The sequence below is a fragment of the Kitasatospora sp. NPDC001309 genome, from assembly GCF_042896295.1.
GTDB lineage: Bacteria > Actinomycetota > Actinomycetes > Streptomycetales > Streptomycetaceae > Kitasatospora.
On sequence record NZ_JBIAXC010000027.1, the window covers coordinates 23472 to 41949 of the forward strand.

The window sequence follows — 18478 nt, forward strand, 5'->3', positions numbered from 1 at the left end:
CTTTGCGTTTCCTTGGGTTGACGGCCTGTCATCCGGTCGTTTATCTCTTTACCTATGGAACTAGATAAAGGCGCTGACCAGCCCTCTCCGATCGAGTTCCGCCTGGACCCGGCCTCCGGCGTCCCGACCTACCTGCAACTCGTGCAGCAGGTCGAACAGGCGCTGCGGATGGGCTGGTTGACGGAGGGGGACCAGCTGCCCCGGGTGCGTGAGGTGGTCGCCGGGCTGGCGATCAACCCCAACACCGTGCTCAAGGCCTACCGGGAGCTGGAGCACCGCGGCCTGGCGGTCGGACGGCGCGGCCAGGGCACCTTCGTGCGCGGGCTGCCCGCCGGAGTGGTGCCGCTGCGCGAACGGGCCGCGCTGCGGCGGGGGCTGCTGGACTGGATGCGCTCGGCGCGGACCGCCGGGCTGGACGAAGGGGGGATGGTCGCGGTGTTCGAGGACGCGCTGCGCGACCTGCGCGAGGGCCGGGACGGGGTGGTGGCGTGACGGCCGCGGACACCGTGATCGACTGCGGCGGGATCGGCAAGCGCTACCGCCGCTCCTGGGCGCTGCGGGACTGCCACCTGGCCGTCCCGGCCGGGCACGTGGTCGCGCTGGTCGGCCCGAACGGCGCCGGCAAGACGACCCTGCTCAGCCTGGCCGCCGGGCTGACCCTGCCGAGCGAGGGCGCGATGACCGTCCTCGGCGACCAACTCCCCGGCTCGCCAAGGGCCTTGGACCGGATCGGCTTCGTCGCCCAGAACGCCGCGCTCTACCCCGGCCTGCCCGTGCGCGATCTGCTCGCGATGGGCCGCCACCTCAACCGGCGCTGGGACGACGCCCGGGCGCGCACTCACCTGGACGGCCTCGGCATCCCGATGGACCGCAAGTACGGCCGGCTCTCCGGCGGCCAGCAGGCGCAGGTCTCGCTCGCCCTGGCCCTCGCCAAACGGCCAGAACTGCTGCTCCTGGACGAGCCGTTGGCCGCGCTCGACCCGCTCGCCCGGCACGACTTCATGGCCGTGCTGCTGACCGCGGTGGCCGAGGACGGCCTCTCGGTGCTGTTCTCCTCGCACGCCGTCAACGAGCTGGAGCAGAGCTGCGACTACCTGGTGGTGCTGACCGGCGGCCGGGTCCAGGTGTCCGGGGAGGTGGACGACCTGGTCGGCGGCCACCGGATGCTCACCGGCCCCACCGCCGAGGCCGACGCGGTCGCCGAACGGCTGCCGGTGGTCCGCGACCGCCGGGCCGGCGCCCAGTCCCACCTGCTGGTGCGCACCGGCGGCCCGGACGCGCCGGTCTCCGCCGGCTGGCGCCAACAGCGCATCGGCCTGGAGGAGTTGGTGCTCGCCTACCTGCGCGAGCCGACCGCCTCCGCGCTGCCCGGCCCGCGCGGGGCCGTCCGCACGAACCAGAAGGTACCGTCATGAGCGCCACCACCCTCGCCCCGCCCCGCTCCGCCGTGCTGCGGGCCGCCGGGCTGCGCCACCGGCCCGCGTTGCTGACCCTGCTCGCGGTGATGGGCGTGGTCTCCGTCGCCCTGTTGCTGCACGGCTGGTACTTGCACGACGGCCTGGACCGCACCGGCGCGGGCTCCTGCGATCCGACCACCACCGCCTGCGCGGCCACGTTCAAGCGGTTCCTGCACCAGTACGCCGACACCATGCCGATGCTCGGCAACGTGTCCTACGTCCTGGGCGGCATGTTCGGTGCCTTCCTCGGCGGCCCGCTGCTGGCGCGGGAGTTCGAGCACGGCACGGTGCGCTTCGCCTGGACCCAGGGGGCCGGGCGGACCCGCTGGACGGCGGGCGGCCTGGTGCTGGGCGGCGCGGTGCTGGCCGTGGTGGCGGCGCTGTTCGGGCTGGTGCTGCGCTGGTGGAACGCACCGCTGGAGCTGCTGGGCGGACAGTTCCACCCGGACCTCTTCGTGCAGGCGTCGCCGGTGCTGGTCGGGCGGGTGCTGGTGGCCTTCGGGGTCGCGGCGCTGGCCGGCGCGGTGCTGCGCCGCACCGTGCTCGCGGTGGGCCTGGGTCTGGCGGCCTCGGTCGCCCTGCCGTTCCTCGCCGTGGCCGTGCGCTCGCACTACATGGCCCCGTTGGACGAGCCGGTGCGCGCCATGACGTCCCTCGCGGTGGACGACCGCTGGGTGCTGAGCGTCTGGTACTCGGACCCGGCCGGGAACCGGCTCTCCGAGGCGGACTTCTACAACCTCGGCGGCGACTACGCCCACCTCCAGTCCCTGGTGCACGACGGCGGGTACACCATGCACGAGGTGTACCAACCGGCGGACCGGTTCTGGCCGTTCCAGTGGATCGAGTTCGGCTGGACGACCCTGCTCGCGGTGGCGCTGTGCGCGGCGGCGGTCTGGTGGGTGCGGCGGCGGGCGGTCTGACCTGCGCCGTCCTTGATTGTTTGAAGTGTTTTCGTCAAAACCCTTGCGGCGGCGGCGGTTCCGGGCGTTTCCTTCTCGTTAGGAAGCTTTCCTAACCGATCGAGGAACCGGAGCGTCCCATGCGTCCTCAGCCCCGTCGCGCCCTCCACATAGCCCTCGCCGCCGCCCTGGTGGCCGCGCCCCTCACCGTCGCGGCCGCCTCGGCCGCCCAGGCCGCCCCCGCGGCCGCGGCCTCCGTCCAGCTCAAGGGCGTCGGCCTCGACGACCCGCACAAGAAGGACATCGCGATGCAGCTGGTGTCCAGTGCGGAGAACTCCTCGCTGGACTGGAAGGCCCAGTACAAGTACATCGAGGACATCGGTGACGGCCGCGGCTACACCGCCGGCATCATCGGCTTCTGTTCCGGCACCGGCGACATGCTGGACCTGGTCCAGCACTACACCGACCTCAAGCCCGGCAACGTCCTCGCCAAGTACCTGCCCGCGCTGAAGAAGGTCAACGGCAGCGCCTCGCACTCCGGCCTCGGCGACGCCTTCGTCAAGGACTGGGCCGCCGCCGCCAAGGACCAGACCTTCCAGCAGGCCCAGAACGACGAGCGCGACCGGGTGTACTTCAACCCCGCCGTCAACCAGGCCAAGGCCGACGGCCTGCGCGCGCTCGGCCAGTTCGCCTACTACGACGCCATCGTGATGCACGGCCCCGGCAACAGCTCCGACAGCTTCGGGGGCATCCGCGCGGCCGCGATGAAGAAGGCGAGGACGCCCGCCCAGGGCGGCGACGAGGCCACCTACCTCAAGGCCTTCCTGGACGCCCGCAAGGTGGTCATGAAGAAGGAGGCCGCGCACTCCGACACCAGCCGGGTCGACACCGAGCAGTCGGTGTTCCTCAACGCCAAGAACTTCGACCTCAACCCGCCGCTCAAGTGGAAGGTCTACGGCGACAGCTACAGCATCAACAGCTGACGCCCGGGCCGACGCCGTGGCGGGAACCCGTTTCCCCGGGTTTCCGCCACCTCGGCGTTTCGATCACCCCCGTTTTGATCACCCCCCCCCCCCGCGAAAAGCCCAAGGGACTGTGAAAGTCCTGTTCATCCCGTAACGAATCGAGCAGGGGCATAACGAACGATCCCTCCCGCATTGACGCATTCGCCCGGTGGCGCTTGACTCCGTCCCCTGCCGCAGGGTTGCGGCGCAGTACAGGAGGCACCACCGATCATGATCAGACCCATGCGTCTCGCGGCCGCGGGCACGGCCACCGTGTCGCTCGCACTCGCCCTCACGGCCTGCGGCCAGACGGTGGCGGGACAGGCGCCGGCGGCGGGCGGGAGCGGGGGTGGCGGCGAGGGCATCGGGCTGCTGCTGCCGGAGAGCGCGTCCTCCACCCGGTACGACGCGTTCGACAAGCCCCTGATCGAGCAGACGGTGACGGGCCTCTGCACCAAGTGCACGGTGAGCTACGCCAACGCGGGAGGCGACGCGACCGTCCAGAAGAAGCAGTTCGACGACCTGCTCGCCAAGGGCGTGAAGGTCATCCTGCTCGACCCGGTCGACGCCAAGCTCACCGGACCGTGGGTGGACGCCGCCAACGCCAAGGGCGTGAAGGTCGTCGCCTACGACCGGCTGGCCCAGGGCAAGGTCGCCGCGTACGTCTCCTTCGACAACCAGCAGACCGGTCAGCTCCAGGGCCAGTCCCTGCTCGACGCGCTCGGCCCGAAGGCCTCCTCGGCCAACGTCGTGATGATCGACGGCGCCGAGTCCGACCCCAACGCCGCGCAGTTCAAGGCGGGCGCGCACCTCGCGCTGGACGGCCGGGTCAAGATCGCCTACGAGCAGTCCGGCGAGTGGAAGCCGGACGTGGCCACCGCGAAGACGAACGAGGCCATCCAGAGCCTCGGGAAGAACGGCATCCAGGCCGTCTACGCCGCGAACGACGGCATGGCCGCCGCCGTCATCGAGGCCCTGAAGGCCGCGGGCCTCAAGAACGTGCCGGTCGGCGGCCAGGACGCCTCCCTCGACGCCGTCCGCCGGGTGCTCACCGGCGAGCAGGCGTACACCATCTACAAGCCGTACAAGCCCGAGACGGACGCGGCGGGCAGCATCGCCGTCCAGCTGGCCGAGGGCATGGACATCAGCACCACCGCCGCCACGCTCACCGACAGCGGCGGGTTGAAGATCCCCTCGCTGCTGCTCACCCCGATCGTGGTGACCAAGGCGAAGGTGGAGGCGACGGTCGTCGACGGCGGGCTCTACAAGGCGTCCGACATCTGCACCCCGCAGTACGCCCAGGCCTGCGCGGAGGCCGGGGTCAAGTAGCGGGGGCCGCGGGGCGGCCGGAAAAGGGGCGGGCCCGTACCGGAGACCGGTACGGGCCCGCCCCTCACGTCCGGGCTCAGGCGCTCGCGGTGTAGTCGTAGAAGCCGCGGCCGGACTTGCGGCCCAGCAGGCCGGCGTCGACCATCCGGGACAGCAGCGGGGGAGCGGCGTACAGCGGCTCCTTGTACTCGTCGTACATCGATTCGGCGATCGAGACGATGGTGTCCAGGCCGATCAGGTCGCACAGCCGCAGCGGGCCCATCGGGTGGGCGCAGCCGGCCTCCATGCCCTTGTCGATGTCGGAGGCGGTGGCCACGCCCGACTCGAACATCCGCACCGCGGACAGCAGGTACGGCACGAGCAGGGCGTTGACCACGAAGCCGGCCCGGTCGCGGGCCCGGATCGGCTCCTTGGCGAGGGCCTGGGTGGCGAAGGCCTCGACCCGCTCGGTGGTGGTCGCCGAGGTGGTCAGGGTCGGGATGACCTCGACCAGCTTCTGCACCGGCGCCGGGTTGAAGAAGTGCAGGCCGATGACCTGCTCCGGGCGGGAGGTGGCGGCGGCCAGCTTCACGATCGGGATCGAGGAGGTGTTGGAGGCCAGGATCGCGTCCCGGCGCTCGACGACCTGGTCCAGGGTCTGGAAGATCTTGACCTTGATGTCCTCGCGCTCGGCGACCGCCTCGACCACCAGGTCGCGGTCGGCGAAGTCGGACAGGTCGGTGGTGAAGGACAGCCGGGACAGCGCCTCGTCCCGCTGCTCGGGGCTCAGCTTGCCGCGCTTGACCGCCGTGTCCAGGGAGTTGGTCAGCCGGGTGCGGCCGAACTCCAGCGCCTCACCGCTGGCCTCCGACACCAGGACGTCCAGTCCGGCCCGGGCGAAGACCTCGGCGATGCCCGACCCCATGAGACCGCAGCCGACTACTCCGACGCGTGCGATGTCACTCACTCAGTTGCCCTTCGGTGGTGCTGGGGGTCGCCCAGCGAACTGGTGGCCCAGCGAGCTCGCTGGTCAACGGGTCGGTGTACCGGAATGGGTGCACCGGTCACCGCCCCGACGACGTTACTACTCCGTACTCGCCAGTAGGTCACCCCCTCCCCGGCACAGTGCCAGCCCGGACGGCCCCCCGATCGGGTGAGGCCGCACCGCCCGCCGGGTGCGCCCGGGCCCGCCGCCGCCCGCCGCCGGACAGAATGCCGCAGACGGGGGCCGGGGACGGGAAGGGAGCACACGGTGCCGACGGGATCGCTCACAGGACAGGTCGCCCTGGTCACCGGCGGCGGCCGGGGCATCGGCCGCGAGATCGCCGTCGGCCTGGCCGCCGAGGGCATGGCCGTCGGCCTGGTCGGCCGCACCCACGAGACGCTGACCGACACCCTCAAGGAGTGCGTCAAGCACGGCTCCCGGGGCGTCGCCGTCACCGCGGACGTCTGCCGCCCCGGCTCGGTCCGGGAGGCCGTCCGGCTGGTCGAGCGCGACCTCGGCCCGGTCGACCTGCTGGTCAACAACGCCGGCCTGGTCGACCGCGCCGAGGTGCCGCTCTGGGAGACCGACCCCAACCAGTGGTGGCAGGTGATCGAGACCAACCTGCGCGGCCCCTACAACCTGCTGCGCTGCGTCCTGCCCGGCATGGTCGCCCGCCGCAGCGGCCGGGTGGTCAACCTCAACTCCGGCTTCGCGCTGCGCCCGGACGGCCGCTACACCGCGTACGCGACCTCCAAGGGCGCGCTGCTCCAGCTCTCCGACAACATGGCGGACACGCTGGCCGAGCACGACGTCGTGGTGCTCGACATCAGCCCCGGCGCGGTGGCCACCGACATGACCGCGGGGATGCCGATGTTCCGGGACATGAAGGCCTGGGGCTCGATCCCGTACATGGTCGCCGTCACCGTGGACGCCGCCCGCGGCCGCTTCGACGCGCTGCACGGGCGGTTCATCCACGCCGGGCGGGACGACCTGGCGGAGCTGGTCGCACAGGCCGACGCGATCCGCGCGGTGGACGCCCGGACGCTGCGGCTGCGCCCGTACAAGGACGACGACCCGATGGCCTGACCGGCTTCGGCGGGAGCTCAGTCGGGGGCGGGGAGTTCCGGTCGGGGCCGGTCACGCACACAGCTGGCTGGCGGTGACAGGCTTGAGCCCCGCCTTGGCCAGCCCGTCCAGGATCGCGGGCAGCGCGTCGATGGTGCACTGGTGCCCCATGTGCAGGGCCACCACCGAGCCGCCGCGCACCGAGCCCAGCACCCGGCGCTGGAGCTCGGCGGCGCTCGGGTCGTTGTAGTCCCGCGGATCGACGTCGAAGGACAGCACGTGCTCGTAGCCGACGGCCTTGGCCTGGTCGCGCACCATCGAGGTGGCGTACTGCGCGGCGGAGGGGCGGAACCAGCGGCCCATCGAGCCGGTCAGCCTCGTCAGCCGGTCGGCGCACTGGGCGATCTCGGCACGGGCCTGGTCCGGTGTCATCGCGGAGATGTTGAGGTGGTTCTGGGTGTGGTTGCCCAGTTCGTGGCCGCCGTCCAGGATCCGCCGGGCCATCTGCGGCTGCTGGTCCAGCCAGCTGCCGACCGCCATCACGGTCAGCTTGACGCCGCGCTGCTCGGCGGCCTCCAGCAGGGTGGTGGCGAGCTTCGGGTCGCCGCTGCCGTGGACGGTGAGCGCCACGTTCTTGCCGGTGCGCGGCCCGTACACCACCTCGTACGGGGTGCCGGCCGCCAGCGGCGTCAGGACGGGCGGGGTCGGCGGTGCGGAGGCCGGCGCCGAGGCCTGGGCGGCGGCCGGGGTCGGTTCGCCGCCGGGCTGCGGCTCGCCCGCGGCGCCCGGGGTGGTCGGGGCGGGGGAGGCGGGCCCCTCGCCGCCGTTCCAGGCCGGGTCGGTGGTGTGCTGCGGGTCGACACTGCCGGGGTGCGCGGCGAGCGTCCCGGTGTCGGCCCGGCGGGGCGTGCCGCTGCCGCAGGAGGTGAGGAGTCCGCCGGCGGCGGACAGGGCGGCCAGCTTGGCGGCGGTGCGCAGTACGGTGCGGCGGTCGGCAGTCATCGGCAGCCAGCATAGAGAGGACGGACCCTCCCGGCGATCCGGCAGCGCCGTCCGACGCCGTCCGGCGCACCGTCTTTGACGTGCACACACTCCGTCTTCCGGGTGTTGCAGGAACCTGAACTCCCGCTGTTTCCACGGCGTGTCGTTGGATACGATCACCGCGCACCGCGTGTTACGGGGCAGTAGGCACATTCCGGCATTGCGCATTGGGGGCGGAACATGATGCACCACGAGGACACCGCGGCCGTCGACCAGGACACCCGCACCGGCTGGGAGTGGGCCAGAGCGGACGACTGGCAGCCGCCGAGCGAGCTCGACACCGGCATCCCGCACACCGCCCGGATGTACGACTACTACCTGGGCGGCAAGGACAACTTCGAGGCCGACCGCCAGGCCGCCCAGGCCGCCATCGCCGCCTACCCGGCGCTGCCGCTGCTGGCCCGCACCAACCGCCAGTTCCTGGGCCGGGCCGTCGAGTTCGCGGCGGGCCGGGGGATCCGCCAGTTCGTCGACATCGGCACCGGCATCCCGACCGTCGGCTCCACCAACGAGGTCGCCCAGCGGGTCGCCCCGGACGCCCGGGTCGTCTACGTCGACAACGACCCGATCGTCGCCACCCACGCCCGCGCCCTGCTGGCCGGGCACCCGGCCGGGCACACCTCGGTCATCGAGGCCGACCTGCGCGACCCGGAGGCGATCCTGCGCCACCCCGCGCTGGGCGCCGCCATCGACCTGTCCCAGCCCGTCGCGCTGATGCTCGTCGCCGTCCTGCACTTCATACGCGACGAGGAGGGCGCCCAGCAGATCGTCCGCACCCTGCGCGAGGTGCTCGCCCCCGGCAGCGCCCTGATCCTCTCCCACGGCAGCCCCGACTTCGCCTCCCGCGAGAGCGCCGCCGAGGGCACCCGGATCTACCGGAGCGCCAGTGCGCCGCTGGTCCTGCGGCCCCGGGCCGGTGTCGAACCCTTCTTCGGGGACTTCGAGTTCGTCGGCCCCGGCCTCGTCCAACTCCCGCTCTGGCGCCCCACCGCGGGCCACCTGCGCACCACCGAACTGCCCGAGGGCTGGCAGGACGTCTCCGCCTACGCCGGTGTCGCCCTCAAGCCGTGACCGGACCCGGCCCACTCGTGGGTCCGTGACGACGGCCGGCCCCGGCGCCCCCCTCCGGCGCCGGGGGCCGGCCGCCCCACACCGAGCAGACTACGTCCGGGCACTGACAATCCCTCACCCTCCCGGCTACCCTGCGGCGTGACCACCGACCTGCCGCCGCTGCCCACCGACGTCGCCGAACTGCTGCGGAGCGTCGACGCCCCGCCCCGACTGGTCGCCCACCTCGCGCTGGTGCACCAGGTCGCCGAGCAGGTCGTCGAGTTCTGCGCCGCCGAGGGCCTGGCCTTCGACCACCACGCCGTCCGCTACGGCGCCGCCACCCACGACATCGGCAAGGTCGTCCACCCCGAGGAGCTCTCGGGCCCGGGCTCCGCGCACGAACCCGCGGGCCACGCCCTGCTGTCGGCCCGCGGCGTCCCCGAGGAACTGGCCCGCTTCGCCCGCACCCACGCGAGCTGGGGCGAGCCCGGCACCACCACCGAGGACCTGCTGGTCAGCCTGGCCGACAAGGCCTGGAAGAACCAGCGGGTCCGCGACCTGGAGGACCGGGTGGTCGAGCGGCTGGCCGCCGCCACCGGCCGCGAGCGCTGGGAGGCCTTCCTCGCCCTGGACGACCTGCTCACCCGGATCGGCGAGGACGCCCCGCGGCGGCTCGCCCTGCAGGCCGCGCATCCGGTGCGTACCGGGAGGAATTGACGCGACAGCGCGCGGCGGGCGGTGTGGGGTTCCGCGGCGACACCGCCGCCGGGTGGGGCCCTTCCCCGTGCGAGCGGCTACCGCCCGCCGCGCAGCTGGTCCAGGTCGCGGCGCTCCCGCTTGGTCGGGCGCCCCGCGCCGCGGTCCCGTTCGAAGGTCGGGGCCACGAACTCGCGCGGCGGCCGCGGCGGACTGTTGTCGACCAGGCACTCCGCCGCGACCGGGGCGCCGACCCGCTTGCGGATCGGCTTGGTCACCACGACGACCCGCTCGTACCCCTCCTCGCGGACCCGGACCTCGTCCCCGGGCCTGAGGGTCTGCGCCGGCTTGGCCCGCTCGCCGTTCACCCGGACATGCCCGGCCTTGCAGGCCGCCGCCGCCAGCGCACGCGTCCTGGCCAGCCGGACCGACCAGATCCAGACGTCCACCCGCACGCTTCCCTGTTCCTCAGCCATCCCGCGAGCCTACCCACGCCGAGGTCCGGTCCGGGCTCGGCCCGGACCGGCCCTAGGCCGCGAGGGGGACTTCCTGGACGGCCCAGCCGTTGCCGTCCGGGTCGTTGAAGAACACGAAGTTGTTCCAGGCCTCGCCGTGCCCGTTCACCCGGGCTCCGGCCACGAAGTGCTGGACGGGGCTGACCACCACGCCCCGCGCGGTGAGCTCCGCGTGGGCCTTCTCGATGTCCCGCACCACCAGTTGGAGGCCCTTCACCGAGCCGGGCGGCGACTCGATCACCCCGGCGCCGACCACGATCGAGCAGCGTGAGCCGGGGGGAGTCAGCTGGACCACCCGGACCCCGTCGCGCAGGCGGGTGTCGTGGTCCACGGTGAAGCCGGCCTGCTCCTCGTAGAAGAGCTTCGCGCGGTCCACGTCCGACACCGGGACCACCACGACTTCGAGCTTCCAGTCCATCGCCCTCACCCCTCTCGGTCGGGCTCTTCCAGTATCTGCCCGAAACCGTTCCCCGGCGGACCTTCGGATAGCCTGAGAACACGATGAATCCGCAGACCACGCCCGCTTCGTCACCCTCGGCCACCGCCTTCGCGACCCCCTGGGGCTCCCTCGACCTCACCCGCTTCCCCGCGGACCCCCGCGAGCGGCTGCGGGCCTGGGACGCCGCCGACGAGTACCTGCTGCGCCACCTCGCCGGCGAGGCCGACAGCGCCGACGGCGCCGCCACCGAGCTGGCCGGCCGCCGGATCGCCGTCCTCGGCGACCGCTGGGGCGCGCTGGCCACCGCGCTGGCACCGTACGGACCGGTCCAGATCAGCGACTCCCACCTCGGCCGGCAGGCCACCCGGGAGAACCTCGCCCGGGCCGGCGCCGCCGTCGACGAGGAGCGGCTGCGCACGACCCGGGACACCCCGCCGGAGCGCATCGACGTCCTGCTGGTGCGGGTGCCCAAGAGCCTGGCCCTGCTGGAGGACCAGCTGCACCGGCTCGCCCCGGCCCTCCACCCCGGCACGGTGGTGATCGGCACCGGCATGGTCGCCGAGATCCACACCTCCACCCTGCAGCTGTTCGAGAAGGTGCTCGGCCCGACCCGCACCTCGCTGGCCGTCCGCAAGGCCCGGCTGATCTTCTGCACCCCCGACCCGGCGCTCGACCCCGGCCCCAGCCCGTGGCCGCACCGCTACGCGCTGCCGCCGGACATCGGCCCCGCCGCCGGGCGCACCGTGGTCAACCACGCGGGCACGTTCTGTGCCGAACGGCTCGACATCGGCACCCGGTTCTTCCTGGCCCACCTGCCCACGCCCGCCCCGGGCGACCGGGTGGTGGACCTCGGCTGCGGCAACGGCGTGGTCGGCACCGCGGCCGCGCTGGCCGGGCCGGGCGCGGAGCTGGTGTTCGTGGACGAGTCCCACCAGGCGGTGGCCTCCGCCGAGGAGACCTTCCGCGCCAACCTGGGCCCGGACGCCCCGGCCGAGTTCCGCACCGCCGACGCGCTCGACCCGGCGGTGTTCGCCCCGGGCTCGGTGGACCTGGTGCTCAACAACCCGCCGTTCCACTCCCACCAGGCCACCACCGACGCCACCGCCTGGCGGATGTTCACCGGCGCCCGGCGGGCGCTGCGGCCCGGCGGTGAGCTGTGGGTGGTCGGCAACCGTCACCTCGGCTACCACGTCAAGCTGCGCAAGCTGTTCGGCAACTGCCAACTCGTCGCGGGGAACCCGAAGTTCGTGGTGCTGCGAGCCGTGAAGCGCTGACCGGGGGCCGTCGGCGGCACGGTCCGCCGGTGCCCGGGCCGGTCGCACCGGCGGGGAGCCCGGGGGTGCCGGGCTCAGCCTTGCATGGATTTTCCCTCCCGCGTATATTCATGCCACGACCAAGGAGGAAGCCATGGCTTTGCGAGTCGCCGTCGCCGGCGCGAGCGGGTACGCGGGCGGTGAGGTGCTGCGCCTGCTGCTCGGCCACCCGGAGGTGGAGATCGGGGCGCTGACCGGCGGCTCGAACGCGGGCACCAGGCTCGGCGCGCTGCAGCCGCACCTGATCCCGCTGGCCGACCGTGTGCTCGAACCCACCACCCCCGAGGTGCTGGCCGACCACGACGTGGTGTTCCTGGCGCTGCCGCACGGCCAGTCCGCCGCCGTCGCCGAGGCCCTCGGCCAGAACGTCCTGGTGATCGACTGCGGCGCCGACTTCCGGCTCAAGGCCGCCGCCGACTGGGAGCAGTTCTACGGCTCCGCCCACGCCGGAACCTGGCCCTACGGCCTGCCCGAACTCCCCGGCCACCGCGACGCGTTGAAGGGCAGCAACCGGATCGCCGTGCCCGGCTGCTACCCGACGGCCGTCTCCCTGGCGCTGTTCCCGGCCTACGCGGCCGGCCTCGCCGAGCCGGAGGCCGTGGTGGTCGCCGCCTCCGGCACCTCCGGCGCCGGCAAGGCCGCCAAGACCCACCTGCTGGGCAGCGAGGTGATGGGCAGCGTCAGCCCGTACGGCGTCGGCGGCGTGCACCGGCACACCCCGGAGATGGTGCAGAACCTCACCCCGCTGGCCGGCGAGCCGCTGACCGTCTCCTTCACCCCCACCCTCGTCCCGATGCCGCGCGGCATCCTCGCCACCTGCTCCGCCAAGGCCAAGCCGGGCGTGAGCGCCGAGGAGCTGCGCGCCGCGTACGCCGAGGCCTTCGCCGACGAGCCCTTCGTCCACCTGCTGCCCGAGGGGCAGTGGCCGCAGACCAGCAGCGTCTACGGCGCCAACACCGCCCTGGTCCAGGTCGCCCTGGACGCCACCGCCGGGCGGATCGTCGCGATCAGCGCGATCGACAACCTGGTCAAGGGCACCGCGGGCGGCGCGGTGCAGAGCATGAACATCGCCCTCGGCCTGCCCGAGGAGCTGGGCCTTCCCCTGAACGGAGTCGCACCGTGACCACCCCCGACACCGGCGTGACCGCCGCCAAGGGCTTCCGGGCCGCCGGCGTGACCGCGGGCATCAAGGCCTCCGGCACCCCGGACCTCGCCCTGGTGGTCAACGACGGCCCCTCGTACGCCGCGGCCGGCGTCTTCACCGCCAACCGGGTCAAGGCCGCGCCCGTGCTCTGGTCCCAGCAGGTCCTCAAGGGCGGCCGGGTCTCCGCCGTCGTCCTCAACTCCGGTGGTGCCAACGCCTGTACCGGCCCGGCCGGCTTCCAGGACACCCACGCCACCGCGGAGAAGGTCGCCGCCGAGCTGGACCTCAGCGCCGGCGAGGTCGCCGTCGCCTCCACCGGCCTGATCGGCGTCCGGCTGCCGATGGACGTGCTGCTGCCCGGTGTCGCCCTGGCCGCCCGGGAGCTCAGCGAGACCGGCGGCGAGTCCGCCGCGATCGCCATCAAGACCACCGACACCGTGCACAAGACCGCGCAGGTCACCAGCCCGGCGGGCTGGACGGTCGGCGGCATGGCCAAGGGCGCGGGCATGCTCGCCCCGAGCCTGGCCACCATGCTGGTCGTGCTCACCACCGACGCCGACCTGGACAGCGCCGCCCTGGACGCCGCCCTGCGCGGCGCCACCCGCACCACCTTCGACCGGATCGACTCCGACGGCTGCATGTCGACCAACGACACCGTGCTGCTGCTGGCCTCCGGCGCCTCCGGCACCGCCCCGGACGCGGCCGAGTTCGCCGAGGCCGTCCGCACCGTCAGCGCCGACCTGGCCCGCCAGCTGATCGGCGACGCCGAGGGCGCCAGCAAGGACATCCGGATCGACGTCACCGGCGCGGCCACCGAGGACGAGGCCGTCGAGGTCGCCCGGACGATCAGCCGCAACAACCTGCTCAAGTGCGCCATCCACGGCGAGGACCCCAACTGGGGCCGGGTGCTGTCCGCGATCGGCACCACCTCCGCCACCTTCGAGCCGGACCGGCTCGACGTCGCCATCAACGGCGTCTGGGTCTGCCAGGACGGCGGCGTCGGCGAGGACCGCGACCTGGTGGACATGAAGGGCCGTGACGTCGTCATCACCGCGAACCTCAACGCCGGTACGGCGAGCGCCTCGCTGTGGACCAACGACCTCACCGCCGACTACGTCCACGAGAACAGCGCCTACTCCAGCTGAGCCGCGGCACCCGGGCCCGGCCGCACCGCCGAGCGGCCGGGCCGCCGATCCGCGACATCCTCCCCCCGCCTGCGGCCGGGGGGACCCCCATCGACGAGGGAATCCCGTGCAGATCGCACCCAAGGGCGAACAGGCCCGCAACAACACCGCGTTGCCCAAGGCCATGACGCTGATCGAGGCGCTGCCCTGGCTGGAGCGCTTCCACGGCAAGACCATCGTGATCAAGTTCGGCGGCAACGCCATGGTCGACGAGAGCCTCAAGGCGGCCTTCGCCCAGGACGTCGTCTTCCTCCGCTACGCCGGACTGCACCCCGTCGTGGTGCACGGCGGCGGCCCGCAGATCAGCGCCCAACTGGACCGGCTGGGCCTGGAGTCCAGCTTCACCAACGGCCTGCGGGTCACCACCCCCGAGACCATGGACGTGGTCCGGATGGTGCTGGCCGGCCAGGTGCAGCGCGAGCTGGTCGGCCTGCTCAACGAGCACGGCCCGTTCGCCGTCGGCATGACCGGCGAGGACGCCCACACCATGACGGCGGTCAAGCGCTACGCCGTGGTGGACGGCGAGCAGGTCGACATCGGCCTGGTCGGCGACATCGTCAACATCGAGGCCGGCGCCGTGAAGGCACTGATCGCGGACGGCCGGATCCCGGTCATCTCCTCGATCGCCCGCGGTGCCGACGGCCACGTCTACAACATCAACGCCGACACCGCCGCCTCCGCCCTGGCGGTCTCGCTCGGCGCCGAGATGCTGGTGGTGCTGACCGACGTCGAGGGCCTGTACAAGGACTGGCCGAACTCCGACGACGTGATCAGCCAGCTCAACGCGAGCGAACTGGACGCACTGCTGCCGGGCCTGGCCAGCGGCATGCTCCCCAAGATGGAGGGCTGCCTGCGCGCCGTCCGCTCCGGCGTGGGCACCGCCCGCGTCCTGGACGGCCGGGTGCAGCACAGCCTGCTGCTGGAGATCTTCACCGACGAGGGCATCGGCACGATGGTCGTGCCGGACGACGAGCCGACCGTGACCGGGGGACTGGCATGACGCACAACGAGCAGCTCACCGACCGGTGGCAGCACGCCTTCACCGACAACTACGGCACCCCCCGGATCCCGCTGGTGCGCGGCGAGGGCGTCAAGCTCTGGGACGCCGACGGCAAGGAGTACACCGACCTGCTCGGCGGCATCGCCGTCAACGCCCTCGGCACCGCCCACCCGGCCGTGGTCGAGGCGGTCAGCCGGCAGATCGCCACCCTCGGCCACGTCTCCAACCTCTTCATGGCCGAGCCGACCATCGCGCTCGCCGAGCGGCTGCTGGCGCTGGACGGCCGGGAGGGCGGCCGGGTGTTCTTCTGCAACTCCGGCGCCGAGGCCAACGAGGCCGCCTTCAAGATCAGCCGACGGACCGGCCGCACCCACCTGGTCGCCCTCCAGGGCGCCTTCCACGGCCGGACCATGGGCGCCCTCGCGCTCACCGGCCAGCCCGCCAAGCAGGCGCCGTTCCGCCCGCTGCCCGGTGACGTCACCCACGTCCCGTTCGGCGACGTCGAGGCGCTGCGCGCGGCCGTCACCACCGACACCGCCGCCGTCTTCCTGGAGCCGATCCAGGGCGAGAACGGCGCGATCCCGCTGCCCGACGGCTACCTGAGGGCCGCCCGCGAGATCACCCGGGCCACCGGCACCCTGCTGGTCCTGGACGAGATCCAGACCGGCATCGGCCGGACCGGGTACTGGTACGCCCACCAGGCCTGCGAGGGCGTCGAGCCGGACGTGGTCACCCTGGCCAAGGCGCTCGGCGGCGGCCTGCCGATGGGCGCGGTGCTGGCCTTCGGCCCGGCCGCCGAGCTGCTCACCCCGGGCCAGCACGGCACCACCTTCGGCGGCAACCCGGTGGCCGCCGCGGCCGGGCTCGCGGTGCTGGACACCATCGAGTCCGAGGGCCTGCTGGAGCACGTCCGCAAGATCGGCGACCGGCTGCGGCACGGCGTCGAGGCGCTCGGCGACCCGCTGGTCTCGCACGTGCGCGGGGCCGGACTGCTGCTCGGCATCGTGCTGACCCGGCCGCTCTCGGCCCGGGTCCAGGCGGTCGCCCAGCAGGCGGGCTTCCTCGTCAACGCGGCCGTCCCGGACGCCGTACGGCTGGCGCCGCCGCTGGTGCTGAGCGAGCAGGAGGCGGACGCCTTCCTCGCGGCCCTGCCGGAGATCCTCCGAACGGTGCGCGAGAGCGCCCCGGCCGATGCGAGTTGACCATCGTCCGGGAGAATAATCACATGACCGATTCCCGCTCCGGCTCCGCCGCCGGCCCGACGCCGCAGGTCCCGCAGACCCGCACCGCGCGCCACCGGCGGATCGTGGACCTGCTCACCCGCCAGCCCGTGCGTTCGCAGAGCCAGCTCGCCAAGCTGCTCGCCGACGACGGACTCGTGGTCACCCAGGCCACCCTCTCCCGGGACCTGGACGAGCTGGGCGCGGTCAAGATCCGCAACCGGGACGGCGCGCTGATCTACGCCGTCCCCGCCGAGGGCGGCGACCGCACCCCGCGCGCACCGATGGGGGAGTCGGCCAGCGAAGGCCGGATGGCCCGGCTGGCGGGCGAGCTGATGGTCTCCGCGACGGCCTCCGGCAACCTGGTCGTGCTGCGCACCCCGCCGGGCGCCGCGCAGTTCCTCGCCTCGGCGATCGACCAGGCCGAGGTCTTCGAGATCATCGGCACCATCGCGGGCGACGACACCGTGCTGCTGATCAGCCGGGACCCGGCGGGCGGCCAGGCGCTGGCCGACCACCTCATGCAACTCGCCCAGGCCAAGGCGCAGTAGGGCCGCGGCAGCCACAGCCCCGGCAACCACAGCCCCGGTCGAAGGATCCCCTTCGACCGGGGTTTTGTGTTCCATACGGAGTGATGCATACTTATGCCACCCACTGCACATGTGTGAAGGAGCCACCGCGATGACCGCCCAGCAGTCCTCCGACGTCCGCCTCTGGGGCGCGCGCTTCGCCGACGGCCCGTCCGAGGCGCTGGCCAGGCTCTCCGCCTCGGTCCACTTCGACTGGCGGCTCGCCCCCTACGACATCGCCGGCTCCAAGGCCCACGCCCGGGTGCTGCACAAGGCGGGCCTGCTCTCCGACGAGGAGCTGGCCGGCATGCTGGCCGGCCTCGACCGGCTGCTCGCCGACGTCGAGGCCGGGACCTTCGTCGGCACCGTCGCCGACGAGGACGTCCACACCGCCCTGGAGCGGGGGCTGCTGGAGCGCCTCGGCGCCGACCTCGGCGGCAAGCTGCGGGCCGGGCGCTCGCGCAACGACCAGATCGCCACCCTGTTCCGGATGTACCTGCGCGACCACGCCAGGACCATCGGCGGCCTGCTGCTCGACCTCCAGGGCGCCCTGGTCGGCCTGGCCGAGGCGCACCCGGACACCGCGATGCCCGGCCGCACCCACCTCCAGCACGCCCAGCCGGTGCTCTTCGCCCACCACGTCCTCGCGCACGTGCAGGCCCTCGGCCGGGACGCCGAGCGGCTGCGCCAGTGGGACGCCCGCACCGCCGTCTCCCCGTACGGCTCCGGCGCGCTGGCCGGCTCCTCGCTCGGCCTCGACCCGCAGGCCGTCGCCGCCGACCTCGGCTTCGAGGGCGGCTCGGTCGGCAACTCCATCGACGGCACCGCCTCGCGCGACTTCGTCGCCGAGTTCGCCTTCGTCACCGCGATGATCGGGATCAACCTCTCCCGGATCGCGGAGGAGGTGATCATCTGGAACACCAAGGAGTTCGGCTTCATCACCCTGCACGACGCCTTCTCCACCGGCTCCTCGATCATGCCGCAGAAGAAGAACCCGGACATCGCCGAGCTCGCCCGCGGCAAGTCCGGCCGCCTGATCGGCAACCTCACCGGCCTGCTCGCCACCCTCAAGGCGCTGCCGCTCGCCTACAACCGGGACCTCCAGGAGGACAAGGAGCCGGTCTTCGACTCCTGCGACACCCTGGAGGTGCTGCTGCCCGCGTTCACCGGGATGATGGCCACCCTGACGGTGCACCGGGAGCGGCTGGAGGAGCTGGCCCCGGCCGGTTTCTCGCTCGCCACCGACATCGCCGAGTGGCTGGTCAAGCAGGGCGTGCCGTTCCGGGTCGCGCACGAGGTGGCCGGAGCCTGTGTCAAGGCCTGCGAGGCCCAGGGCATCGAACTGTCCGACCTGACCGACGAGCAGTTCGCCGCGATCTCCGAGCACCTGACCCCCGAGGTCCGCACGGTGCTCAGCGTGCACGGCGCCATCGCCGCCCGCGACGGGCGCGGCGGCACCGCCCCCTCGGCCGTCGCGGTCCAGCTCGCCGAGGTGAAGGCGGACCTGGCGCGGCAGCAGGAGTGGGCCCAGCCCCAGGGCTGACCCCTGGAGCAGCGCGGGAGGGGCGCGGCGGTCCGACCGTCGCGCC

At 73.0% G+C, this 18478-nt stretch carries 19 protein-coding genes; 15 read left to right on the forward strand and 4 right to left on the reverse strand.

Annotation, left to right across the window (positions count from 1 at the left end; all coding sequences use genetic code 11):
- The first annotated feature begins 54 nt into the window (after window positions 1-54).
- The 5 genes from ACFY2K_RS25255 (at window position 55) to ACFY2K_RS25275 (ending at window position 4689) form a co-directional block, all read left to right on the forward strand.
- Window positions 55-492: a GntR family transcriptional regulator gene (locus tag ACFY2K_RS25255; protein WP_380528959.1), complete on the forward strand. Its 438-nt coding sequence runs from the start codon at window positions 55-57 to the stop codon at window positions 490-492.
- Window positions 489-1415, forward strand: a complete 927-nt coding sequence (locus ACFY2K_RS25260; protein WP_375890895.1) for an ATP-binding cassette domain-containing protein — start codon at window positions 489-491, stop codon at window positions 1413-1415. The genes ACFY2K_RS25255 and ACFY2K_RS25260 overlap by 4 nt, the downstream gene beginning before the upstream one ends.
- Complete coding sequence (locus ACFY2K_RS25265; RefSeq protein WP_387714226.1) at window positions 1412-2377, forward strand: hypothetical protein; 966 nt, start codon at window positions 1412-1414, stop codon at window positions 2375-2377. Before ACFY2K_RS25260 ends, ACFY2K_RS25265 begins: the two co-directional genes overlap by 4 nt.
- A 119-nt stretch (window positions 2378-2496) precedes the next feature.
- The gene (locus ACFY2K_RS25270) at window positions 2497-3339 is read left to right on the forward strand and encodes a chitosanase (RefSeq protein ID WP_380592482.1); all 843 of its coding nucleotides are present in this window, start codon (window positions 2497-2499) and stop codon (window positions 3337-3339) included.
- 264 nt (window positions 3340-3603) lie between these two features.
- On the forward strand, window positions 3604-4689 hold the full coding sequence (locus ACFY2K_RS25275; RefSeq protein ID WP_380644500.1) for a sugar ABC transporter substrate-binding protein: 1086 nt from the start codon (window positions 3604-3606) through the stop codon (window positions 4687-4689).
- Between the two features lie 76 nt (window positions 4690-4765).
- Here the strand turns inward: ACFY2K_RS25275 and ACFY2K_RS25280 are convergent, their stop codons facing one another.
- The gene (locus tag ACFY2K_RS25280; protein WP_375890902.1) at window positions 4766-5635 is read right to left on the reverse strand and encodes a 3-hydroxybutyryl-CoA dehydrogenase; all 870 of its coding nucleotides are present in this window, start codon (window positions 5633-5635) and stop codon (window positions 4766-4768) included.
- 285 nt (window positions 5636-5920) lie between these two features.
- Here ACFY2K_RS25280 and ACFY2K_RS25285 point away from each other — a divergent pair, with 285 nt between their 5' ends.
- On the forward strand, window positions 5921-6739 hold the full coding sequence (locus ACFY2K_RS25285; protein WP_387714231.1) for an SDR family NAD(P)-dependent oxidoreductase: 819 nt from the start codon (window positions 5921-5923) through the stop codon (window positions 6737-6739).
- A gap of 51 nt (window positions 6740-6790) precedes the next feature.
- Here ACFY2K_RS25285 and ACFY2K_RS25290 read toward each other — a convergent pair whose 3' ends face one another.
- On the reverse strand, window positions 6791-7720 hold the full coding sequence (locus ACFY2K_RS25290) for a polysaccharide deacetylase family protein (RefSeq protein ID WP_375890906.1): 930 nt from the start codon (window positions 7718-7720) through the stop codon (window positions 6791-6793).
- A 219-nt stretch (window positions 7721-7939) separates the two neighbouring features.
- On the opposite strand from ACFY2K_RS25290, the gene ACFY2K_RS25295 reads away from it, so the two are divergent.
- Window positions 7940-8830 (forward strand): SAM-dependent methyltransferase, encoded by an 891-nt coding sequence (locus ACFY2K_RS25295; RefSeq protein ID WP_380644527.1) that lies wholly within the window; start codon window positions 7940-7942, stop codon window positions 8828-8830.
- A gap of 138 nt (window positions 8831-8968) precedes the next feature.
- Window positions 8969-9526, forward strand: coding sequence for an HD domain-containing protein (locus ACFY2K_RS25300; RefSeq protein WP_380592476.1), 558 nt, complete (start codon window positions 8969-8971; stop codon window positions 9524-9526).
- Between the two features lie 77 nt (window positions 9527-9603).
- On the opposite strand, the gene ACFY2K_RS25305 is transcribed toward ACFY2K_RS25300, so the two are convergent.
- Complete coding sequence (locus tag ACFY2K_RS25305) at window positions 9604-9981, reverse strand: RNA-binding S4 domain-containing protein (protein WP_375890911.1); 378 nt, start codon at window positions 9979-9981, stop codon at window positions 9604-9606.
- A 52-nt stretch (window positions 9982-10033) separates the two neighbouring features.
- Entirely contained in the window at window positions 10034-10438 is a 405-nt protein-coding gene (locus ACFY2K_RS25310) for a VOC family protein (RefSeq protein WP_387714236.1), read from the reverse strand.
- Between the two features lie 83 nt (window positions 10439-10521).
- Between ACFY2K_RS25310 and ACFY2K_RS25315 the strand changes: the two genes are divergently transcribed.
- From ACFY2K_RS25315 to argH, 7 genes are all read left to right on the forward strand, one after another.
- Entirely contained in the window at window positions 10522-11733 is a 1212-nt protein-coding gene (locus ACFY2K_RS25315) for a methyltransferase (RefSeq protein WP_387714238.1), read from the forward strand.
- A 133-nt stretch (window positions 11734-11866) separates the two neighbouring features.
- Window positions 11867-12895, forward strand: coding sequence for an N-acetyl-gamma-glutamyl-phosphate reductase (gene argC, locus ACFY2K_RS25320; RefSeq protein WP_375890916.1), 1029 nt, complete (start codon window positions 11867-11869; stop codon window positions 12893-12895).
- 17 nt (window positions 12896-12912) lie between these two features.
- Window positions 12913-14061: a bifunctional glutamate N-acetyltransferase/amino-acid acetyltransferase ArgJ gene (gene argJ / locus ACFY2K_RS25325; protein WP_380529874.1), complete on the forward strand. Its 1149-nt coding sequence runs from the start codon at window positions 12913-12915 to the stop codon at window positions 14059-14061.
- Between the two features lie 163 nt (window positions 14062-14224).
- Window positions 14225-15100, forward strand: coding sequence for an acetylglutamate kinase (argB, locus tag ACFY2K_RS25330; protein ID WP_375890951.1), 876 nt, complete (start codon window positions 14225-14227; stop codon window positions 15098-15100).
- On the forward strand, window positions 15097-16302 hold the full coding sequence (locus ACFY2K_RS25335) for an acetylornithine transaminase (RefSeq protein WP_380529868.1): 1206 nt from the start codon (window positions 15097-15099) through the stop codon (window positions 16300-16302). The genes argB and ACFY2K_RS25335 overlap by 4 nt, the downstream gene beginning before the upstream one ends.
- Before the next feature lie 23 nt (window positions 16303-16325).
- The gene (locus tag ACFY2K_RS25340) at window positions 16326-16871 is read left to right on the forward strand and encodes an arginine repressor (RefSeq protein ID WP_375890920.1); all 546 of its coding nucleotides are present in this window, start codon (window positions 16326-16328) and stop codon (window positions 16869-16871) included.
- A 130-nt stretch (window positions 16872-17001) separates the two neighbouring features.
- A complete protein-coding gene (gene argH, locus ACFY2K_RS25345; RefSeq protein ID WP_375890922.1) occupies window positions 17002-18432 on the forward strand; it encodes an argininosuccinate lyase in 1431 nt (476 codons plus the stop codon).
- The last annotated feature ends 46 nt before the right edge of the window (window positions 18433-18478 follow it).